Genomic DNA, 18,070 nt, shown 5'->3' with positions numbered 1-18,070 from the left:
AGATATGCACGTTCCGCTGACAACGCTTCTCCCCGAAACAATCGCTCGGGTACTGTTCGGTGGTGCTCCATCTCTGCCAGAACAAATCGTCTCCGCGCTCGTGGCCGCTGTCATCGTCGCACTCGTCCCATTGAACTGTGCGGCCGTCGTCATCTGGGCAAAGCGGAAGGTGACGGCCGCGTTCACCGACCGCATCGCACCCAACCGAACCGGGCCGTTCGGCCTTCTCGTCATTGTCACCGACGTGTTTCGTCTTCTCAGCAAGGAGCTCATCGTGCCCGACGGCGTGGATCGGCCAGCGTACGATATCGGTCCGATACTCGTCCCGTTTTCGGCGCTTCTCGGGTTTGCGGTCATTCCGATGGGTTCGATTTTCGGCATCGAACTCCAGTTGGCCGACCCCGAGACGGGTCTGGCCTACGCCTTCGCCGTCGCCTCGATAGCAACGCTGGGACTGACGATGTGCGGATACGCTTCGAACAACAAGTTCTCGCTCATCGGCGGCCTGCGCGCCATCGCGGCCAACCTCGCCTACGAGATTCCACTCGTCGTCACCGCCGCGTCGGTGGTGCTTTTCACTGGAAGCCTCCAGATGAGCGAAATCGTCGCCACGCAGACAAACCCACTTCTCACCGTGATGGGCGTGACGATACCCTCGTGGTACGCGTTCGTCAACCCCTTTGCCTTCGTGCTGTTCCTGATAGCGAACCTCGCAGAGGTCGGCCGGAATCCGTTCGACGCGCCCGAAGCGCCGACCGAACTCGTCGCCGGATACCAGACAGAGTACAGTAGCGTCTACTGGGTGCTCATCTATATGGGCGAGTTCATCCACCTCTTTTTAGGTGGTGCGATACTCGCCACCGTCTTCCTCGGTGGCCCGGCCGGACCGGTGCTTCCCGGCTTCGTCTGGTTCCTCGTCAAGATTTGGGCGGTGTTTCTGTTCACGCAGTGGGCGCGTTCCGCGGTGCCGCGACTCCGAATCGACCAACTCATCGAAGTCGGATGGAAGGGTCTACTTGTCCTCTCGTTCGTCAATCTGCTCCTCACGGCGGTCATCGTCGGTATGCTGGCGACGTAGCTACCGACCGCCGAACTCGGGATCGCGGTGTTCGAGGAAGGCATCGATGCCCTCCTCGTGGTCGTCCGTCTCGAACATCGCACCCTGTGCGGCCGCCTCGTGTTCGATAGCGGTGTCGAGCGAGACTTCGAAGCCGCGCCGGAGGAGTCGTTTGGAGGTTCGGAGGGCCGCCGTCGGCCCGGACGCGATGGTTTCGACGAACGCGTCGAATTCGGCTTCGAAGTCCTCCTCGAAGACGCGGTTAGCGAGGCCAACGTCCGCCGCCCGTTCGGCATCGAGAATCTCACCGGTGTAGACGAGTTCCTTCGCCACACCCGCACCGACTTCGCGGGGGAGGAGATACGAAACGCCCGAATCGATAGCGAGGCCGAGTTGCTCGAAGTTAAACCCGATTTGCCCCTCAGCGGAGAAGACGCGAACGTCGCAAGCGAGCGCGAGGGCACCGCCCGCGCCGACAGCCGGTCCGTCGATTTTCGCAACTGTCGGGTACTCGCAGTCGTAGACACGTTTCACCACGTCCGCGGTGTCGTTGATGACGTGCCGGACGGCTTCGTCGGTCGTCCACTCGTCCGCACGGAGTTGGAGCATCGCGTTCACGTCGCCACCGGCACAAAACGCGCCGCCGGCGCCTTCGAGGATCACGCACCGAGTATCGTCATCGAGCGAATCGAGAGCATCGCGGACGCCTGCGGTCACGTCCGTCGTCAGCGCGTTTCGCACGTCTGGCCGGTTCAGCGTCAGCGTAGCGATGCCACCCTCCTGAGACACAATAACCGCGTTGTCAGTTTCTTCCGTCATGCGAGGTACGACGGATGCACGATACAAAAGTTCATGGTCGTCTGTGCAGTCCGTCGTCGTCACATGCAACGCTGGCCAACCGCGTCAGGAGTCGCCCGGATGAGAGAGCGCCTGCAACGCGTCACCCGCCAGTCCCGGTCCGTCAGGAACCGACATTGCCCCTTCCCTGATGGGTGCCGGATCGGGAGCCAGATCGTCGGCCAGAAGCGACCCCGTCGCGAGGCCACAGGCGGGCACGTCAGGAATCGCAGCGGCAACGTGAAGCGCGCCGAGGCGGGCCACTACGCCGTCTATCGTCGTCGTCACAATCGCCTCAACGCCAGCGTCTCGGGCCGTCTGCGCTGCGTCCAGCGTCCGGTCCGGTCCGCCCAACGCCATCGGCTTGAGAACGAGTACGTCTGCGGCGTCGGCGTCGAGAACGGCCGCAACGGCGTGTGAAGCCAACGTCTCGTCTACGGCGACGCCGACACCGCACCCGCGAAGTTCGGCGAGTCCAGTCAGGTCGTCGGCCGGAAGCGGTTGCTCGACGTACGCGTAGTCGAGTTCGGCGGCCGCATCGAGCATCTCTGCCGCGGTTTCGCGGCCCCACGCGCCGTTGGCGTCGGCGCGGAGTTCGGCGTCGGGGGCCGCGTCACGGGCCGCCCGGAGTCGCGCCCTATCGGCCTCCGGTTCCCGCGCGCCGACTTTGATCTTCACCACATCGAATCCCGATTCGACCATCTCTCGGACCGCATCGGCCGTCTCAGTGGGCGTGTCGTCGCCAACGGTGGCGTTGACTGGGACGGCGTCCGCGCTCGGTCCGACACCGTGTTCGGCCGCGAGACGGGCGCAGAGGCGGACATCTGTCTCACGCGCCTCAGCATCGGCACGTGCGAGTGAGTACCCGTGTCTCGCGGCGGGCGTCGTCGCGTCCGGGTCACCGCGCTCCAGCGCTGCCCGACAGTCCGCCAACGACTCGGTCCACCCCGGAAGCGGCGTCGCTTCGCCCAATCCGGTCACCTGTTCCCCGTCATCGTTGGCGCTGACACGGACGAGAAACCCCTCACGTGACTCGATAGGACCGTTCGCGGTTCCGAGCGGTCGCGTGAGCGACAGCGAGAACGGGTCGAAGCGCATCAGAGGGGAAGACCCCCGAACGAGAGGCCGATCCCAAACAGGAGGGAGTGTATCGCCAGCAGTTTACCGGTCCGTTCGAGTGCCGGGTTCAGCGCCTCTCCCGACGTTTTCGTGAGGACGGTTCGAGCAACCGAAATCGCGTACGGGAGCGTCACGAGCGGGAGGAAGACGACGCCACCGAACGTCTGGCGAGTGGCGAACCAGACCGGTACGAGGTACGCGAGAGCGAGCATAGCGAGATACTCGCCGCGAGAGAACGTGTAGCCGAACCGAACCGCGAGCGTCCGCTTTCCGGTTGTCTCGTCCTCCTCTTTGTCGCGCACGTTGTTGACGACGAGGATGTTTGTCGAGAGAGCGGCGACGGCGAGCGAAGCGACGAACGCGTCGAACGGGAGCGTGTTCGGCGGGATACCAACCGAAAGCGGGTCGGCGATGACGGCCGCCGCTTGGACGTAATACGTGCCAGTGACGGCGACGACGCCGAAGAAAATGAAGACGAACAGGTCGCCGAGTCCGTGATAGCCGAGTGGGAACGGACCACCGGTGTAGGCGATACCCGACGCCACCGAGAGAAGACCGATGACGAGAATGGGCACGCCGCCGACGTAGACGAGATACGTTCCGAGGAGAATAGCGGCGGCGAAAGTGAGATACATCGCCCGCTTGACCGATTTGGGGGCAATGAGGCCACCCGCAGTGACGCGGGTGAACCCCTCGCGGTCTGCCGTGTCAGCACCCTGTACAGCGTCGTAGTAGTCGTTGGCGAAGTTCGTTCCGATCTGGATAAGGGCCGCGCCGACGAACGCCGCAAGCGCCGGAAGCGCAGCGAACACGCCATCGTGGACGGCTAAGCCGACACCGACGAAGATGGGGGCGGCGGCGGCCGGAAGCGTCTGCGGGCGCGCGGCCATTACCCACGCTTTCGTCCGTGAGATGTCCTGCGTACTCATTGGCTCACGTTCAGGACGGCGCGAGCGTCAAAGTTCGGTTTGCCGACGGGAGGCTGACTGGTAGTCGAGTCGCTCAGTATCTCATCAATAATCGCTGTCGAGTAAGCGCCATCGTAACACGTTCGAACTCACCCGTAATGACAGGAATGATAGGTTATTGAGTGGGATGCTAAACGGCGACTCCCGAAACCCAAGTCTGAATCGTGAGTTAGGTTTTCAAAGAAGCTACAATTTTACATACTCTCCGAACTACGGGACCATATGACACCCCTCTCGTCCCGACATCGGCTATACGACATTTTTGCCGATCCGGAGCGGGATACCGAAGCAAAGATCGCTCGGGCCCTCGATCTCGGAGCCGAATTCTTCGACCTACCTATCGGATTCCTTACTCGTATCGATGACGGAATCCAAGAGATTGTTCAATCGACGGGCGGTCACGAACTGATCCAACCCGGCGAAACCTGTCCACTTGATTCAGCCTACTGTCGTCTCACTGTCGAACTCGACAGTCCACTCGCCGTACAGGATGCCGCGGCATCGGATATCAGCCAGCAGGCTATCGATACGTTCGGCCTCGGGACGTATATCGGGACCAAAATCGTCGTTCAGAACGAGACCTACGGAACGGTTTGTTTTGCCGATACGGACGAACGGGGCACTCCCTTTACCGATTCAGAGGAGATGTTTCTCGAACTGCTCGGGAAACTTGTCAGCAGAGAACTCGAACGCCGGGCCCACGAACAGGAACTTCGCGGGCGTAATGAGCGTCTCAAGCGGGAAAAACAACGGTTCGAGGCTATCGCCGAGACGAGCTTCGACATCCTCTTTCGCGTCGGGCTTACGGGGCAGTTCACTTACGCGTCCTCGGCCGTCAAGCGCATCTTGGGCTACTCCCCAGCAGAACTGACCGGCGAGCAGTTCACTGATTTCACGACAGAGGCGGCAGCCGAAGTTGCGGCAGAAGCGTACGCACGAGTACTCGATAACCAGAACGTGCAGAATCTGGAACTCGACTTTCTCGACGACACCGGTTCCGTGGTCGTGCTCGAAGTCAACGCAACGCCGGTCATCGAAGACGGTGACGTTGTCGGCGTCCAAGGTGTCGGGCGGGATGTCACGGATCGAAAGGAGCGACAGCGTGAACTCCACATCAAAAACAGGGCGATGGACGAAGCACAGGTTGGCATCTCGATCTCCGACATTCGGGAACCGAACGAACCACTCATCTACGTCAACGAGGGATTCGAACGCGTAACGGGCTACAGCGCCGAGGAGACGCTCGGGCGGAACCTCTGTTTCCTCCAAGGAGAACAAACCGATCCGGAGCGTTCTCAGCGGCTTGAGACTGCTATTGACGCGGGTGAGCCAGTCGTCGTCGAGCTAATCAACTACCGACGAGATGGAACCCCGTTCTGGAACCAGATCTACCTCGCCCCAGTCGATGACAAGACCGGGGCAATCACACACTATGTGGGATTCCAACAGGATGTCACCGAGCGAAAGCGAACTGAGCAGTTGATTCAGGTTCTCAACAGAGTACTCCGACACAATCTCCGAAACGATATGAACGCCCTTCTGGGATGGCACAATCACCTGTACGGCTCGGATAGCCGAAACGCCGACGCCGAGCGACGGGTCGAACGCATCGCACAGGACCTGTTATCGATGAGCGAACGAGCACGCGAACTAGAGCAGTATGCTCGCCGCGAACGAATCCCTGAGCGACTCGATCCCACTGTGCTTCTCACCGCCGTCGTCAACGAACAGCGCGAGCAGTGGCCGAACGCGACGATTCAGTTGGCAATCCAAACAGATCGGGACATCTGTGCCGGATCGGAACTCAAACAGATGGTAACCGAACTCATCGAGAACGCGATCAAACACAATCTCTCGAATGATCCTCACGTCGTAATCGAAGTCAACAACAACGGCGAGTGGATTGATATCGTCGTTTCGGACAACGGTCCCGGAATCGACGAAATGGAGGCAAAAGTCGTCTCAGAAGGGGGTGAAACGCCACTCCAACACAGTTCCGGACTCGGGCTGTGGCTGGTCAACTGGGCAGTGACCCGCTACGGTGGCTCATTCCGAATCTCGGCCACAGAGCAAGGTGACGGGACGACCGCAACGATTCGGCTTCCGGGAATCGAAGACGAAACCCCCGTTGATGCGGTCGCACGCCGACCCACAGTCCTCTTTGCGTGATGACAGCGGAGTATTCAGCCGTCCGTGGCATCGCTGTGCCGTCCGCGCGCTCAACCGACTCTCAGTAGTGCCACGGATAGTCCGAGAAGTTCGGGTCGCGCTTTTCTAAGAACGCGTCCCGACCCTCCTGTGCTTCGTCGGTCATGTAACCGAGACGCGTCGCCTCGCCGGCGAACACCTGTTGCCCCACGAGTCCGTCGTCGGTCATGTTGAATGCGTACTTGAGCATCCGCATGGCCATCGGCGACTTGTTCGTCATCTCGTCGGCCCACTCTAAGGCAACCGTCTCTAACTTCTCGTGCGGAATCGCCTCGTTCGCCATCCCCATATCCACGGCTTCTTCTGCGGAGTAGGTTTTCCCGCGGAAGAACACTTCGCGGGCTTTCTTCTGACCGACCTGTTTTGCGAGGTAGGCAGATCCGAACCCGGCGTCGAAGGAGGCCACATCAGGATCGGTCTGGAGGAACTTTGCGTGTTCGTCCGACGCGAGCGTCAGATCGCAGACGACGTGAAGCGAGTGGCCGCCGCCGACGGCCCATCCGGGAACGACAGCGACGACGGGTTTCGGCATGAAGCGAATGAGACGCTGGACTTCGAGAATGTGGAGGCGACCAGCCTTCGCCTCGCGGACGAGTGGGTCATCAGCGTCGTCGGCTTCGTCGTCGTCGCGGTATTCGTAGCCAGAGCCACCGCGGACGGACTGGTCACCGCCGGCACAGAACGCCCACCCGCCGTCTTTTTCGGAGGGGCCGTTGCCGGTGAGAAGGACACAGCCAACGTCGGCCTGCTTGCGGGCGTGATCGAGTGCGGCGTACAGTTCGTCCACCGTTCCCGGTCGGAACGCGTTGCGCTTTTCGGGTCGGTCAAAGGCGATTCGCACCGCCGGAACGTCTACCGCGCGGTGGTAGGTGATGTCGTCGAACTCCGCCGCGCCGTCCACTTGTTCCCAGCGGTCGGAGTCGAAAATGTCCGAGACCATATCGACGAGGCGGACGGACCGCGCAAAAAGATTCGCTTACCGGGTGACGGATCGAGAAGAGATAGTCAGGCGCGACGGACCGAATCGGCGGCCGCAGCGACGAACGGGAACGTGAGAACGCCGACAGTGGCGACACCGACGCCAGCAACGATAGCCGCCGCGAGTCCCGAGGGCGTCGTCGGAAACAGTCCAGATGTGACAACGCCGAAGACGGCGGCAAGGTAGACGGTGTTGTACCAGAGCAATCGAATACCGCCGTAGAACACCGAAACCGGTGGCCACTCGGGGCCGAGCGAGAGACGGCCGTTTCGGTAGGCTGCGACGCCCCACGAGAGGGCGACGGCTGCCCCGAGCGCCGCCGCCGAGGCGACGAGTTCGCCCGAGAAAACGGCAATGAGGAGCGACGGAAGCCCCAGCACGGTGGCTTCTGCGGTGCCGTCGAACAGATCCTCTAACCACTGCCCGAGTTCGTCGTTCTCCTCTTGGGGACGAACTTGCCGCGCCTCGGTTTCGGGGTCGGTGGCACCGCGAGACATATCCGTCATGTGGACGGGAGCGGTCAAAAGCACTGTCCCCGGTGTCAGGCCGTGGGTGATCACCCACCGTCAGTACGCGAACAGTCGCCACACCCACTCGGACCGTGTCGGGGAACCGAGTGCGTCGGGTCGTTCGACTGCCGTGTCAACGCGCACGTCGTATTGGAGTCGGGTTACGGTTCGGTTCGTCGCGTTCGCAGCCATTCGAACCGTCGCGTTCCCGCCGGAAACGACGCCACGTTCTGTCTCGACGACCATCCGGAGACGTGCGTCCTCGACCGAAACGCCCCCCGACGCCGGCGTGTAGCCGAAGACTGCCTCGTAGGCCGCATCGCCGGTCAAAACAAGCGTCAGGTGGCCATCAGACCGATTGGCAACGTTCGAGCGGGTGAAGACACGACTGTCTCTCTTCGGAACGCAGTGAAAAAGGGTTCTGCTCTGGAAAGCCGGTTTCTCGAAGTCCGTTCGGAGGACCGCGAAAACCCGTGAGACAACCGTGAGACAATCGCGGGGAACCGCGGGGAATCGCGGGGAACCGCGAGACAACCGCAAACGGACCGACTCAGTCGGTCAACTCGTCTACGACGCGACGGCGGAGCGACTCGCGAGCGGTATGACTCGTCTCTGCGTCGGTGACGACCTCAATCACGTGTGTCCCTTCGCTCTGCGTTGCCGTTTCGTACGCTTTGCGGAAGCCATCGCTGTCTCCGCCCTCAACGCGGGCAAAGGAGAGTCCATACAGGTCCGCGCTCGGTTCAAGGTCCAGTCCGTGTGGCGTCTTGAACTGCGAGGTAAACGGCGGGTCGAACTGCTCGATGGGGAGCATATGGAAGATGCCGCCGCCGTCGTTGTTGACGACGACGATGGTCGCATCAACGTCCGAACGGCCGATAGCGAGGAGGCCGTTCATATCGTGGTAGTAGGCCAGATCGCCGGTGACGAGCGTCAGATCGTCTGTCGTGGCTGACCCAGCACCGAGCGCGGTTGAAACGATACCGTCGATACCCGACGCGCCACGGTTGCCGAGAACGGTCAGGTTCTTCGTTCCCGGCGGGCAGAAGCGGTCCGCATCGCGGACGGGCATCGAGTTGGAGACGAATATCGTGGCAGGGTCAGGGGCGAGTTCGACCACGTCCGCGAGGACGCGCCCCTCACAGAACTCGTCGCTCGTTTCGAGAACGGACTCGTGCGTCGCATCGGCGTTCTCCCATCGCTTGCGCCACTCAGGGCCGCCCGGTCCAGCAAGGAGACGTGACAAGCGAACCATCAGGCGCGAGGGGTCGGCAACGACGAGGTCTGTCGCGGTGAATTCCGCCTCTCGCCACCCGGCGGCGGGGTCAACGACCAGTTGCTCGGCGTCCACGCGGGCGAGGTACTTCCGGAGCGGTTTCGATGTGGGCGACGCACCGAACCGGAACACGATGTCCGGGTCGGGCCACGATTGCGTCACCTGCTCATCGAGGAAGCTGTCGTAACCGCCGATGACGGGCGCAACGCGGACGTGGCCGCCGAACCGGACGCCCGAGAGCGGGTCTGCGAGGATGGGAAAGCCGGTCGCGTGGGCGAACGCTGCCACCGCCTCACTGTCGATGCCGGGGGCATCGGCGGGACCGGCGACGACGAGACCCCGCGGCGTCGAAAGGCGTTCTGCGAGGTCACGAAGCGCGTCGTCGTCAAGTTCGGGAACGCCGGTCGTCGTTCCCACGAAGGCGTCTTCGCGGCCTTCAGCGGCTATTTCCGGGAGATCGTCGGGGACGTCGCCCTCGACCGTGACCGGTTCCAGCGGTTTGCGGAACGGGACGTTCAGGTGAACCGGACCCGCGGGCGTCCCCGTCGCCTTCGTGAGAGCACGGGCAGCCGTCGTCCGGAGCGACCGAAGTTTACGCGGCGTCGCCTCGGGTTCGGCGAGGTCTTTGTACCAGCGGACCGCATCACCGTACAGTTTCTCTTGGTCAATCGTCTGGTTCGCACCGGAGTCGCGTATCTCCGGCGGGCGGTCGGCGGTGAGGACGAGCATCGGGACGCGCGATTGTGCTGCCTCGATTATCGCGGGATGGTAGTTCGCCGCCGCGGTGCCGGAGGTGCAGACGAGCGGCGTCACATCACCGGTCCGTCGAGCGCGTCCGAGTGCGAAAAACGCCGAGGAGCGTTCATCGAGGTGCGAAAAGACGTGTATGTCGTCGTGTCTGTCGAACGCTTCGGTCAACGGCGTCGAACGACTGCCGGGCGTGATGCAGACGGCATCGACACCGGCTTTGGCGAGTTCGTCTACGAGCGTGCGAGCCCAGAGGACGTTTCGGTTTGGTGCGGTCATGGTGAGAGAATCGGCGTCAGTTCAATGGAGGGTACTCAGCGTTCCAGTTCGTCAAGGAGGGCGCGGTACTTCAGTTGGACCTCGTCCCACTCTCTATCGGGGTCGGAGTCCTCGACGACGCCGACGCCAGCGAACAGCGTCGTCGTGTCGTCGCGGGAGACAGCAGAGCGGAGGGCGACGGCAAACGACCCGTAGCCCGCAGCGTCGATCCAGCCGACGGGCGCGGCGTACCATCCGCGGTCGAACGGTTCGGTGTCGCGGATGGTTTCGAGAGCCTTCTCGGGCGGGAGGCCACCAACGGCGGGCGTCGGATGAAGCGCCTCAACCAGCGAGAGGACGTGTTCGCTGGTCGCTAACGTTGCCGTGATGGGCGTCCAGAGATGCTGAACTGTCGCGAGTCGCTTCACGCATCGGTCTCCGGTGTTTACCGACGAGGCGAACGGAGCCAGTTGGTCGCGGATGGTTTCTGCGACGAGTTCGTGCTCGTGAACGTTCTTTTCGTCGTCCAGCAGTTCCCGCGCCAACCACTCGTCTTCTGCGGGCGTCTCGCCGCGACCGGTCGTGCCGGCCAGTGCGCCCGTCTCGACGGTTCGGCCGCGGAGACTCACGAGTCGTTCCGGCGTCGCGCCGAAGAACGACGCTTGCGGGCGGTCCGCGTCGGGTTCGGGTTCGACGAGGAAGCGATAGCAGTCGGGATAGGAATCGCCGAGTCGGTCCAGGATATCGGGCACCGAGAGGTCGGATGCGAGATCCGCCGCAAGCGCCTGTGCGAGGACGACCTTCCGCAAGTCGCCCGCGCTGATTCGCTCGACAGCGGCGTTAACGCCCGCGTTCCAGTCATCTTTCGCCGTCGTCCGCCGTCGATGTACGACGCCCGGTGGGTCCGAGACGGGACCGGGGTCCGGAAGCGACTCGATCCGCTCGCGTTCGCGGGCGAGGCGTTCTTCGACGGCTTCGGCGTTGGCGTCGGGACCGACGGCGTTGACCGTGAGCCACGTACCGTTTTCAGCGTACGTTACCTGTACGCGGGGGAAAACAAAGCGCGCGCCGGGGAAATCCTCCCACGGCGACCCGTCGGTGCTGTCGGCGTGGAACGCGAATCCGCCGAACAGGCGTGGACGAGCGGCCTCGGTTCCAGCGTGAACGTCACCGGACGAAAACAGTTCCTCTGCGGCCTCGCGGATCCGGTCGAACCGATCCGGCCCGTCGGCAGTCACCGTCGCGGCCGCGCCGCTTCCGACGACTGTTGCCTTATCAGGTGCCGACCAGACCGTGCGCGGTGCGTCGGCGGCGCGAAGAACGGCGCGAAACGACGGAGCCGACACGGGAACCGACCTGCTGACGAGATGCATCTCCATCTCGCCAGTCCGCAACGATGCCATTTCGTGAACCTCAGGAGGCCATAGCCTTTTACCTGACTATCCAGCGACGATGGGCTGAAACGGCTGTATTCGGCTCGAACGGCCGAAAATTAGCTATATCGCTCCTCGTTCCACGGGTTGGCCGTGTTGGAGTAGCCGCGCTTCTCCCAATACCCGCGTTCGGGTTCGGTGAGAAACTCGACGCCCGAGACCCACTTGGCACCTTTGTACGCGTATTTGTGGGGCGTAACAACGCGGAGAGGGCCGCCGTGATCCGACGGAAGTGGTTCGCCGTCGTACTCGGAGACGAACATGACTTCCTCGCGCATGCAGTCCTCCAAGGGGAGGTTGGTCGTGTACCCGTCGAGCGCGTGGAACATGACGTGAATGGCATCATCTCGGACGCCCGCCAGTTCCGCCAGCGTCGGGAACGTAACGCCGGTGAACTCGCAGTCGAACTTCGACCACCCAGTGACGCAGTGGAAGTCCTGTCGTTGCGTTTCGGCGGGAATATCCTGAAACTCCTCGTACGAGAACGTCAGCTCCTCTTCGACGGCACCCCAAACATCGAACGCCCACGACTGCGGGTCCCACGAGGGCGTTCCACTCTTCGACAGCACCGGAAAGCGCGACGTCTCGCGCTGTCCCGGTGGGAGTCTGTCGCTGCCGAACTCCCGGTAGAGTCCCGTGACGTCTTTCGACATACACGGTAGTTCGTCGCGGCACACCTAACGGTGACGACTTTCAGAAGCCGTCAGTATCGACTCTGAAAACATCGTTTCGTAACACGAAAACGAATCTCAACGAACGACGGGAAAGACATTCGTCCAACAGTAAAAGTCGGGCGCAGGAGTTAAATAACCCGCCTTCAAACCCCCGGGCGTCAGATGCCCAAAGTCAACATCAGCGTTCCGGAACACCTAGAGATGCAGATCGCACAGCTCGTAGAGCAAGGGGAGTTCGTCAGTCGCGAAGAGGCCATCGAGGAACTCCTCTCGACAGGGCTCCGCGCGTTCAAAACGAGCGGACCCATGGATGAAGATGACCGATTCGAAGACGACGGCATGATGGGTCACGAAGACGAGTACGTCTTCTGACCACGAGCGTGTCATCGAGACCCAATAACCCTTAAAACGACCTCTCACGTACCCACGGCCATGCACAAGGACGAACTCCTCGAACTGCACGAGCAGATGGTGACGATAAAAGACTACTTCGCGTCGCAGGAACACGTAAACAGTGAGTTGTTCGAACCGTACGAGCAACTCGCTGTGGATCCGTCGCACGTCCACAAATCCAAGAGCGAACACAAACACGCCGTGTTCGTCCTCGGAAACGCCCTCGCGGCGGCGATGAGCGAAGACGAGTTCTCCAACGCTGGACGCGTCGGAAAGCGGATGGAAGAACTCGCTAAAGACGCCGAGTCGAAGCTATAACCGTCGATTTTCCGGCTGTGACCGAACGAGGCGACACCAGAATCCGACGCGTAGCGACTGCAACCGACAGCGAAGTGACTTTTCGCAGACGGCGAGGGATTCATAACCGCGCCGTCGAATTACGCCCATGATGGAAATTCCGGGGGTGCTAACAGTTCAGCGCGCGGCCCTCCTCGCCGCGTTCGTTCTCGCTTTGGTCGTCGTCTTCTTCACAGATCGGCCCGCAGGTCGGTGGGGGACTGCCCTCCGCCGACGCTTCGTCCTCGGCGTCCCGTGGGGGTCGCTGATCACTCTCGTCGGCGTTCTCGCCGTTTATCTGTTCGTCCAAGGGGGACTGCATCACTGGAACAGACCGCTCACAATTCCGTTCCGGGCGTGGTCGTACTTCTACCCGCTCGGGGTTGTCACCGCCGCATTCTCACACAACGGTCCCGGGCACCTCATCGGGAACCTCACGGCGACAGCGATGTTCGCACCGGTCGCCGAGTATGCGTGGGGACACTTCCCGCGCGAACGGGGCAGTACCTCGTTCGGATCGTGGCGGACGAACCCGTACGTTCGCGCGTTTCTCATCGTTCCTCTCGTCGTCTTCGTCGCCGCTATTCTCACCGCCGCGTTCGCTCTCGGCCCCATTATCGGATTCTCGGGTGCTGTCTTCGCCTTTGCCGGGTTCGCACTCGTCAACTATCCGTTGGTGACCGTTATCGCCCTCGTGGGGAGTCGGGCCACTCGGGTCGTCTACAACGCGCTCCAGACCCCGCAACTCACGGCGAGCGGGCATCCGGCGTATATTACACCGTGGTGGGCCGATATCGCTATCCAAGGGCACGCGCTCGGTTTGTTTATCGGCGTCTTCCTCGGCCTCGTCGTCGTCAGAAACCGCCCGTCTGCGGAGCGCCCATCGGCACTCAAACTGTGGACCGGAGTCCTGCTGTTTGGTATCCAGCAGTCGATGTGGGCGGTCTACTGGTTCCGTGGCGGCGAGACGTACGTGCTCTACCGCGCGGTCGGTGTCGCTCTCGTTGTCACCGTGGCCGTCATCATCGCAGTCACGGTCGTCGCTTCGGATCGATACATCCTGCGTGACACGCTCGGCGGCGCATTCGCCGTCCGTCGGTGGCAGACCGGCGCGGCGTGTCTCATCCTCGTCGCGGCGGCTATCTCCGGTCCTGCTGTTCCGTACAACCTCTACACCGCAACTGACGGCGACTTACCCGGCGACGAAATCAGCGTCGGAGACTACGAGGTGACGTACGCAGAGAACGTGACGAACGGGATGACCGCCGCATTCGAGTTGTCGGCGCTCGGAGAGACGACGGCGGTGAAAACGTCGGGCGTCATCGTCCGGAGTCGAGAGCGCGGTATCTGGACGACAGCGGTTACGAGGGGGCGACTCGCTTTCGACGGACAGACGGCCGTCCGTGTCGGCGGGCTCGGCTGGCGTGATACGGTGTATACTGTCCGCGACGGGTGGGTGACGACGCAGGGAGGCACCGCTTACCGAGTCTTCTTGAGCCACAACAACACGGCGCGCGTCGTCCACACCTCAGAGCCAGCGACGGCCGGGCCAGTCATCGGGGGTCGGAACATCAGTATCGAGGCGGCCGCGCAGGGGTTCTACCTGCGCGTCAAACAGGGGAACGAATCAGTGGCGGCGCGCCTCCCCGAGAACAATCAGACAGTAACGCTGGACGGACTCACCTTCGCCAGAGAAAAGCAGAATCTGTTCGTCGAATACGACGAGACGCGAGTCAAGATAGCGAAGCGAGAGCAGTACCAGTGAGTTGCGGCCGCCATCGAGGAACCGTAATCGAAAAGAGAGCCCTCAGTTCCACTCGATCCGGAAGACTTCCGTATCGATGTCTTTCGAGTCCTCGTCGTGGAAGTCGAACTGACGGTCGAGGCTGAACGTCGCGCGGAAGGCGTGCGTCACCTCACCCCCCTCGTCGGCGGCGAACGCTTCAACGAACTCCTGTGAGCCGGTGTTGTGGACCGAGTACGAGACATTCGAAAGCGATGCGGCCGTCTGCAGAAACGCGCGGTCAGCGTGTTCGTGGCCGTGTTGTGCGCCGAACGGCGGGTTCATCAACACTGTCGTCGGTTCGTCGATACAGAGCGGCGCCTGTGTCGCGTCGGCGCGGACCCAGTGAATCGGTGTCGTCGTCCCGACGCGGATACGGTTTTCGCGGGCGGTGTCGAGTGCATCTGCATCGATATCGACGCCGACGACGCGGGCGGGACCGCGGAGAGCGGCCCCGAGGGCAAGCATCCCGGTCCCCGTACCGAGATCTACGACGGTCTTTCCCTCCACGTCACCGTTTAGGTCGGCGACGTGAACGACGTGCGCGGCGAGCCCCGGCGGTGTCGGATACTGTTCGAGTTCGACGCGGGGGTTCTCGAATCCCGCGACGACGGAAAGTTGCGTTTCAAGGGCGGCCTTCGTCGCCATCAGGCGGATATCGGTCCGGACACCGAAAAGTGAACCCCCTCGCGGTGGGCGCGTTCATCGAGCGCACGGAGAGCCGTCTCAACGGTGTCCTCGTCTGCGACCTCCGTGACCGTGAGTTCGAGGCGGGCCGCACCGAGGAACGACGCCGCGCGGACGAACTCGCGCAGGTCGTCAGCGACAGTTTGCGTTGCGAACGGACAGTCTTCACCGAAGCAGACCTCGACGGTCAGCACCGTCGGATGGTACCCGTCAGCCGCGAGGTCAGACTTCAGGTCGCGGAGGTACTCCGGGGCCGTCGAATCAAGATTCGATGCCGAGAGCGAGATCGGCGTCACATCGGTGACGGCGTCTGCGTCGATTGCCTCCGCGGCGGACGACTGCTGGATGGGGGTGGTACTCATGTTGCTATCACATATCCACCAATCATACAAAAGCTTTGTTGAATGCTCAATAGTAATATTATCGCAGAATTATCGACCGACTGCGGTCAGTTATGCGCTATCGGTGAACGGTCCTAGAGACTCAAGCGGTTCCATACGCTAGCCCTGCACGGGGTTACACGCTCTGCGTCACCCCATTCCCCCCATCCTTCCCCCCTTCGAGTTCGTTAGTAGCGACGTTCGCGGACGACAGTGCCATCGGCATCTCGGAGCGTGATCGTGTCACCACCGTTGTTCCACACCGCCGAGTTACGTCCCCAGTACACTGTTCCCTCCCGGTCGGTTCCTGTTCCACTCTTGAGTGTGAGTTCTGCATCGGGTTCGAGCGTCGTTCCGGACGGGAACGTATACTCGTTGTCCGCAGCGTCCGCGACGGACCATCCTGAGAGGTCAATCACCTGCTCGCCCTCGTTCCGGAAGACGACGTACTCGCCGTTTGGATTCTCGTTGTCGTTGCCGTCAGCATCCGGGTGGACACGAACGATTTCGATGGTGGTGTTGCCGTCGTTGTCGCCGTCAGAAGTCATCGTCCCGCCGGACTCCGACTCGGCGCACGACCAGAGACCGCGGCCCGCTGTACGGGCGTCTTTCTCAGCCGTCTGGTACCGTTCACGTTCGGTAAAGGTACTATCATACACACGAGCGTGACCAGTCTCGATCAGGTCGTAGTTGAACGACTGGCCATCGACGTAGACGTACCCGAGAAGGCGACCGTAGTAGCCCCGCCTGTCGGCTGTTTCGTCGAATACGAGACTCACTTCTTGGCCCGAGAGACGCGCTTTTGCGTACGCTGAGGCGTTTTCCCCGGCGGTTTCAAGACACGCTGCTCCCGCTTCAGTGTCGGGCACGCCCTCGAACTCGTCCGGTGTGTTCGAACCGTACACTTCGGGCGTATCGACACCTAACAGACGGACAGTATCACGCGACCCGTTCGTGTATTTCACTTTCATCGTATCGCCGTCCACGACTTCTGTCACGGTAACACGAACACTCGGCCCGTCCTGATTCGAGACATCCTGTGGCGTCGCGCCCGCGTCTGACACGGATGGTGCAAATCCGAGACAACCAGACGTAACCAGAAGGGCAATAGAGAGAAGAGCAATTCCAGTGCGCATACCCCCCATTTCGACCGATAATGGGATAATTGGATCGGCTGATGACCGGGCAATACCACCTGGAAAAACCATAACAAATTTGATGGTTTTTCACAAAGAGTTAAATACGCGCTCCACCACAAACCTTATAATGGAACGTCCGAGCCGCCAGCGTCAGCGAGAGCAGGAAGTGGAGCAGGATTCCGACGAACGCATCGCGTGCCCGGAGTGTGAGTCCACCAATATCATCACGGACGCCGACCAAGGCGAATTGGTTTGTGATGACTGCGGCTTGGTCTTAGACGAGCGCCAGATAGACCGCGGTCCAGAGTGGCGTGCGTTCAACCACTCTGAACGGCAGTCGAAGTCCCGCGTCGGCGCACCGATCACCGAGACGATGCACGACCGCGGTCTGACGACGACAATCGACTGGAAGGACAAAGACGCCTACGGTCGTTCGCTTTCCTCTGAGAAACGTTCGCAGATGCACCGCCTCCGCAAGTGGCAAGAGCGCATCCGAACGAAGGACGCCGGCGAGCGTAACCTCCAGTTTGCGCTCTCCGAAATCGACCGCATGGCCTCTGCGCTCGGTGTCCCGCGCTCCGTCCGCGAGGTCGCATCGGTCATCTACCGCCGTGCGCTCAACGAAGACCTCATCCGCGGTCGGTCTATCGAGGGTGTCGCCACATCCGCGCTCTATGCCGCCTGCCGACAGGAAGGAATCCCGCGCTCACTCGACGAAGTCGCTGAAGTCTCTCGCGTCCCGCAGAAGGAAATCGGTCGGACGTACCGCTATATCTCCCAAGAACTTGGTCTCGAACTGAAGCCCGTCGATCCCAAGCAGTTCGTCCCGCGCTTTGCCTCGGCCCTCGGCCTCTCCGAGGAGGTACAGGCGAAAGCAACCGAAATCATCGACGTGTCCGCAGAACAAGGCCTTCTATCCGGCAAGTCGCCCACCGGCTTTGCGGCCGCCGCTATCTACGCTGCCTCGCTCCTCTGCAACGAGAAGAAGACCCAGCGCGAAGTCGCCGACGTGGCGCAGGTGACGGAAGTCACCATCCGGAACCGCTACCAAGAACAGATCGAAGCGATGGGCTTCCGCTAGGTTCAGTTCGACGGGATTTCTCCCAGTATCTCGATCAGAACGGTTCTTTACGTCCAAGAAACCGAAGAACAGCCCCGTTATCGCCAGTCCTCTTAGTATAGACAATCAGATTACGATGCTCACGAGTCCCAGAAGAACCAGATGGCACTGTTCAGATTAACTGTCTGAAGAAGACTCGAATTCCTAGAATCACTCTGACTGTTTCA

Annotated in this window: 18 protein-coding genes; 6 read left to right on the top strand and 12 right to left on the bottom strand. The window is 61.7% G+C overall.

Translation table 11 applies throughout. The features are described from left to right. The first annotated feature begins 4 nt into the window (after nucleotides 1-4). Nucleotides 5-1,078, top strand: coding sequence for a complex I subunit 1/NuoH family protein (locus HBOR_RS08550; protein WP_006054883.1), 1,074 nt, complete (start codon nucleotides 5-7; stop codon nucleotides 1,076-1,078). On the opposite strand, the gene HBOR_RS08545 is transcribed toward HBOR_RS08550, so the two are convergent. From HBOR_RS08545 to HBOR_RS08535, 3 genes are all read right to left on the bottom strand, one after another. Beyond that, complete coding sequence (locus tag HBOR_RS08545; RefSeq protein ID WP_006054882.1) at nucleotides 1,079-1,876, bottom strand: enoyl-CoA hydratase/isomerase family protein; 798 nt, start codon at nucleotides 1,874-1,876, stop codon at nucleotides 1,079-1,081. 84 nt (nucleotides 1,877-1,960) lie between these two features. Beyond that, nucleotides 1,961-2,992, bottom strand: a complete 1,032-nt coding sequence (locus tag HBOR_RS08540; protein ID WP_006054881.1) for a mandelate racemase/muconate lactonizing enzyme family protein — start codon at nucleotides 2,990-2,992, stop codon at nucleotides 1,961-1,963. Next, a complete protein-coding gene (locus HBOR_RS08535; RefSeq protein ID WP_006054880.1) occupies nucleotides 2,992-3,942 on the bottom strand; it encodes a 1,4-dihydroxy-2-naphthoate polyprenyltransferase in 951 nt (316 codons plus the stop codon). The genes HBOR_RS08540 and HBOR_RS08535 overlap by 1 nt, the downstream gene beginning before the upstream one ends. Nucleotides 3,943-4,203: 261 nt before the next feature. Here HBOR_RS08535 and HBOR_RS08530 point away from each other — a divergent pair, with 261 nt between their 5' ends. Beyond that, nucleotides 4,204-6,150: a PAS domain S-box protein gene (locus HBOR_RS08530; protein ID WP_006054879.1), complete on the top strand. Its 1,947-nt coding sequence runs from the start codon at nucleotides 4,204-4,206 to the stop codon at nucleotides 6,148-6,150. Between the two features lie 61 nt (nucleotides 6,151-6,211). On the opposite strand, the gene HBOR_RS08525 is transcribed toward HBOR_RS08530, so the two are convergent. From HBOR_RS08525 to HBOR_RS08500, 6 genes are all read right to left on the bottom strand, one after another. Next, complete coding sequence (locus tag HBOR_RS08525; RefSeq protein ID WP_006054878.1) at nucleotides 6,212-7,129, bottom strand: 1,4-dihydroxy-2-naphthoyl-CoA synthase; 918 nt, start codon at nucleotides 7,127-7,129, stop codon at nucleotides 6,212-6,214. 65 nt (nucleotides 7,130-7,194) lie between these two features. Further along, complete coding sequence (locus HBOR_RS08520) at nucleotides 7,195-7,665, bottom strand: hypothetical protein (protein WP_241432337.1); 471 nt, start codon at nucleotides 7,663-7,665, stop codon at nucleotides 7,195-7,197. 69 nt (nucleotides 7,666-7,734) lie between these two features. After that, complete coding sequence (locus HBOR_RS19695; RefSeq protein WP_006054876.1) at nucleotides 7,735-8,007, bottom strand: hypothetical protein; 273 nt, start codon at nucleotides 8,005-8,007, stop codon at nucleotides 7,735-7,737. A 220-nt stretch (nucleotides 8,008-8,227) separates the two neighbouring features. Beyond that, nucleotides 8,228-9,979 (bottom strand): 2-succinyl-5-enolpyruvyl-6-hydroxy-3-cyclohexene-1-carboxylic-acid synthase, encoded by a 1,752-nt coding sequence (gene menD / locus HBOR_RS08510; protein WP_006054875.1) that lies wholly within the window; start codon nucleotides 9,977-9,979, stop codon nucleotides 8,228-8,230. Nucleotides 9,980-10,014: 35 nt separating this feature from the next. Then, on the bottom strand, nucleotides 10,015-11,361 hold the full coding sequence (locus tag HBOR_RS08505; protein WP_006054874.1) for an isochorismate synthase: 1,347 nt from the start codon (nucleotides 11,359-11,361) through the stop codon (nucleotides 10,015-10,017). 89 nt (nucleotides 11,362-11,450) lie between these two features. After that, the gene (locus tag HBOR_RS08500; protein WP_006054873.1) at nucleotides 11,451-12,044 is read right to left on the bottom strand and encodes a sulfite oxidase-like oxidoreductase; all 594 of its coding nucleotides are present in this window, start codon (nucleotides 12,042-12,044) and stop codon (nucleotides 11,451-11,453) included. A 183-nt stretch (nucleotides 12,045-12,227) separates the two neighbouring features. On the opposite strand from HBOR_RS08500, the gene HBOR_RS08495 reads away from it, so the two are divergent. From HBOR_RS08495 to HBOR_RS08485, 3 genes are all read left to right on the top strand, one after another. After that, nucleotides 12,228-12,437 carry a ribbon-helix-helix domain-containing protein gene (locus HBOR_RS08495; protein ID WP_006054872.1) on the top strand — a complete coding sequence of 70 codons (210 nt, stop codon included), beginning with the start codon at nucleotides 12,228-12,230 and terminating at the stop codon, nucleotides 12,435-12,437. A gap of 60 nt (nucleotides 12,438-12,497) precedes the next feature. Next, the gene (locus HBOR_RS08490; protein ID WP_006054871.1) at nucleotides 12,498-12,776 is read left to right on the top strand and encodes a UPF0058 family protein; all 279 of its coding nucleotides are present in this window, start codon (nucleotides 12,498-12,500) and stop codon (nucleotides 12,774-12,776) included. A gap of 127 nt (nucleotides 12,777-12,903) precedes the next feature. Continuing rightward, nucleotides 12,904-14,559, top strand: coding sequence for a rhomboid family intramembrane serine protease (locus HBOR_RS08485; RefSeq protein ID WP_049890460.1), 1,656 nt, complete (start codon nucleotides 12,904-12,906; stop codon nucleotides 14,557-14,559). Nucleotides 14,560-14,601: 42 nt separating this feature from the next. Here HBOR_RS08485 and HBOR_RS08480 read toward each other — a convergent pair whose 3' ends face one another. The 3 genes from HBOR_RS08480 to HBOR_RS08470 form a co-directional block, all read right to left on the bottom strand. Beyond that, nucleotides 14,602-15,225 (bottom strand): METTL5 family protein, encoded by a 624-nt coding sequence (locus tag HBOR_RS08480; protein ID WP_006054869.1) that lies wholly within the window; start codon nucleotides 15,223-15,225, stop codon nucleotides 14,602-14,604. Continuing rightward, the gene (locus HBOR_RS08475) at nucleotides 15,225-15,626 is read right to left on the bottom strand and encodes a hypothetical protein (protein ID WP_006054868.1); all 402 of its coding nucleotides are present in this window, start codon (nucleotides 15,624-15,626) and stop codon (nucleotides 15,225-15,227) included. Before HBOR_RS08475 ends, HBOR_RS08480 begins: the two co-directional genes overlap by 1 nt. A 206-nt stretch (nucleotides 15,627-15,832) precedes the next feature. Beyond that, complete coding sequence (locus HBOR_RS08470; protein ID WP_013440591.1) at nucleotides 15,833-16,780, bottom strand: lamin tail domain-containing protein; 948 nt, start codon at nucleotides 16,778-16,780, stop codon at nucleotides 15,833-15,835. A 130-nt stretch (nucleotides 16,781-16,910) separates the two neighbouring features. On the opposite strand from HBOR_RS08470, the gene HBOR_RS08465 reads away from it, so the two are divergent. Next, a complete protein-coding gene (locus HBOR_RS08465; protein ID WP_013440590.1) occupies nucleotides 16,911-17,864 on the top strand; it encodes a transcription initiation factor IIB in 954 nt (317 codons plus the stop codon). The last annotated feature ends 206 nt before the right edge of the window (nucleotides 17,865-18,070 follow it).

Origin of the sequence: Halogeometricum borinquense DSM 11551 (assembly GCF_000172995.2) — an archaeon.
In the GTDB taxonomy this organism is placed as follows: domain Archaea; phylum Halobacteriota; class Halobacteria; order Halobacteriales; family Haloferacaceae; genus Halogeometricum; species Halogeometricum borinquense.
The sequence above is the reverse complement of the archived record's forward strand: the minus strand, read 5'-3'. Positions and strand labels throughout refer to the sequence as shown.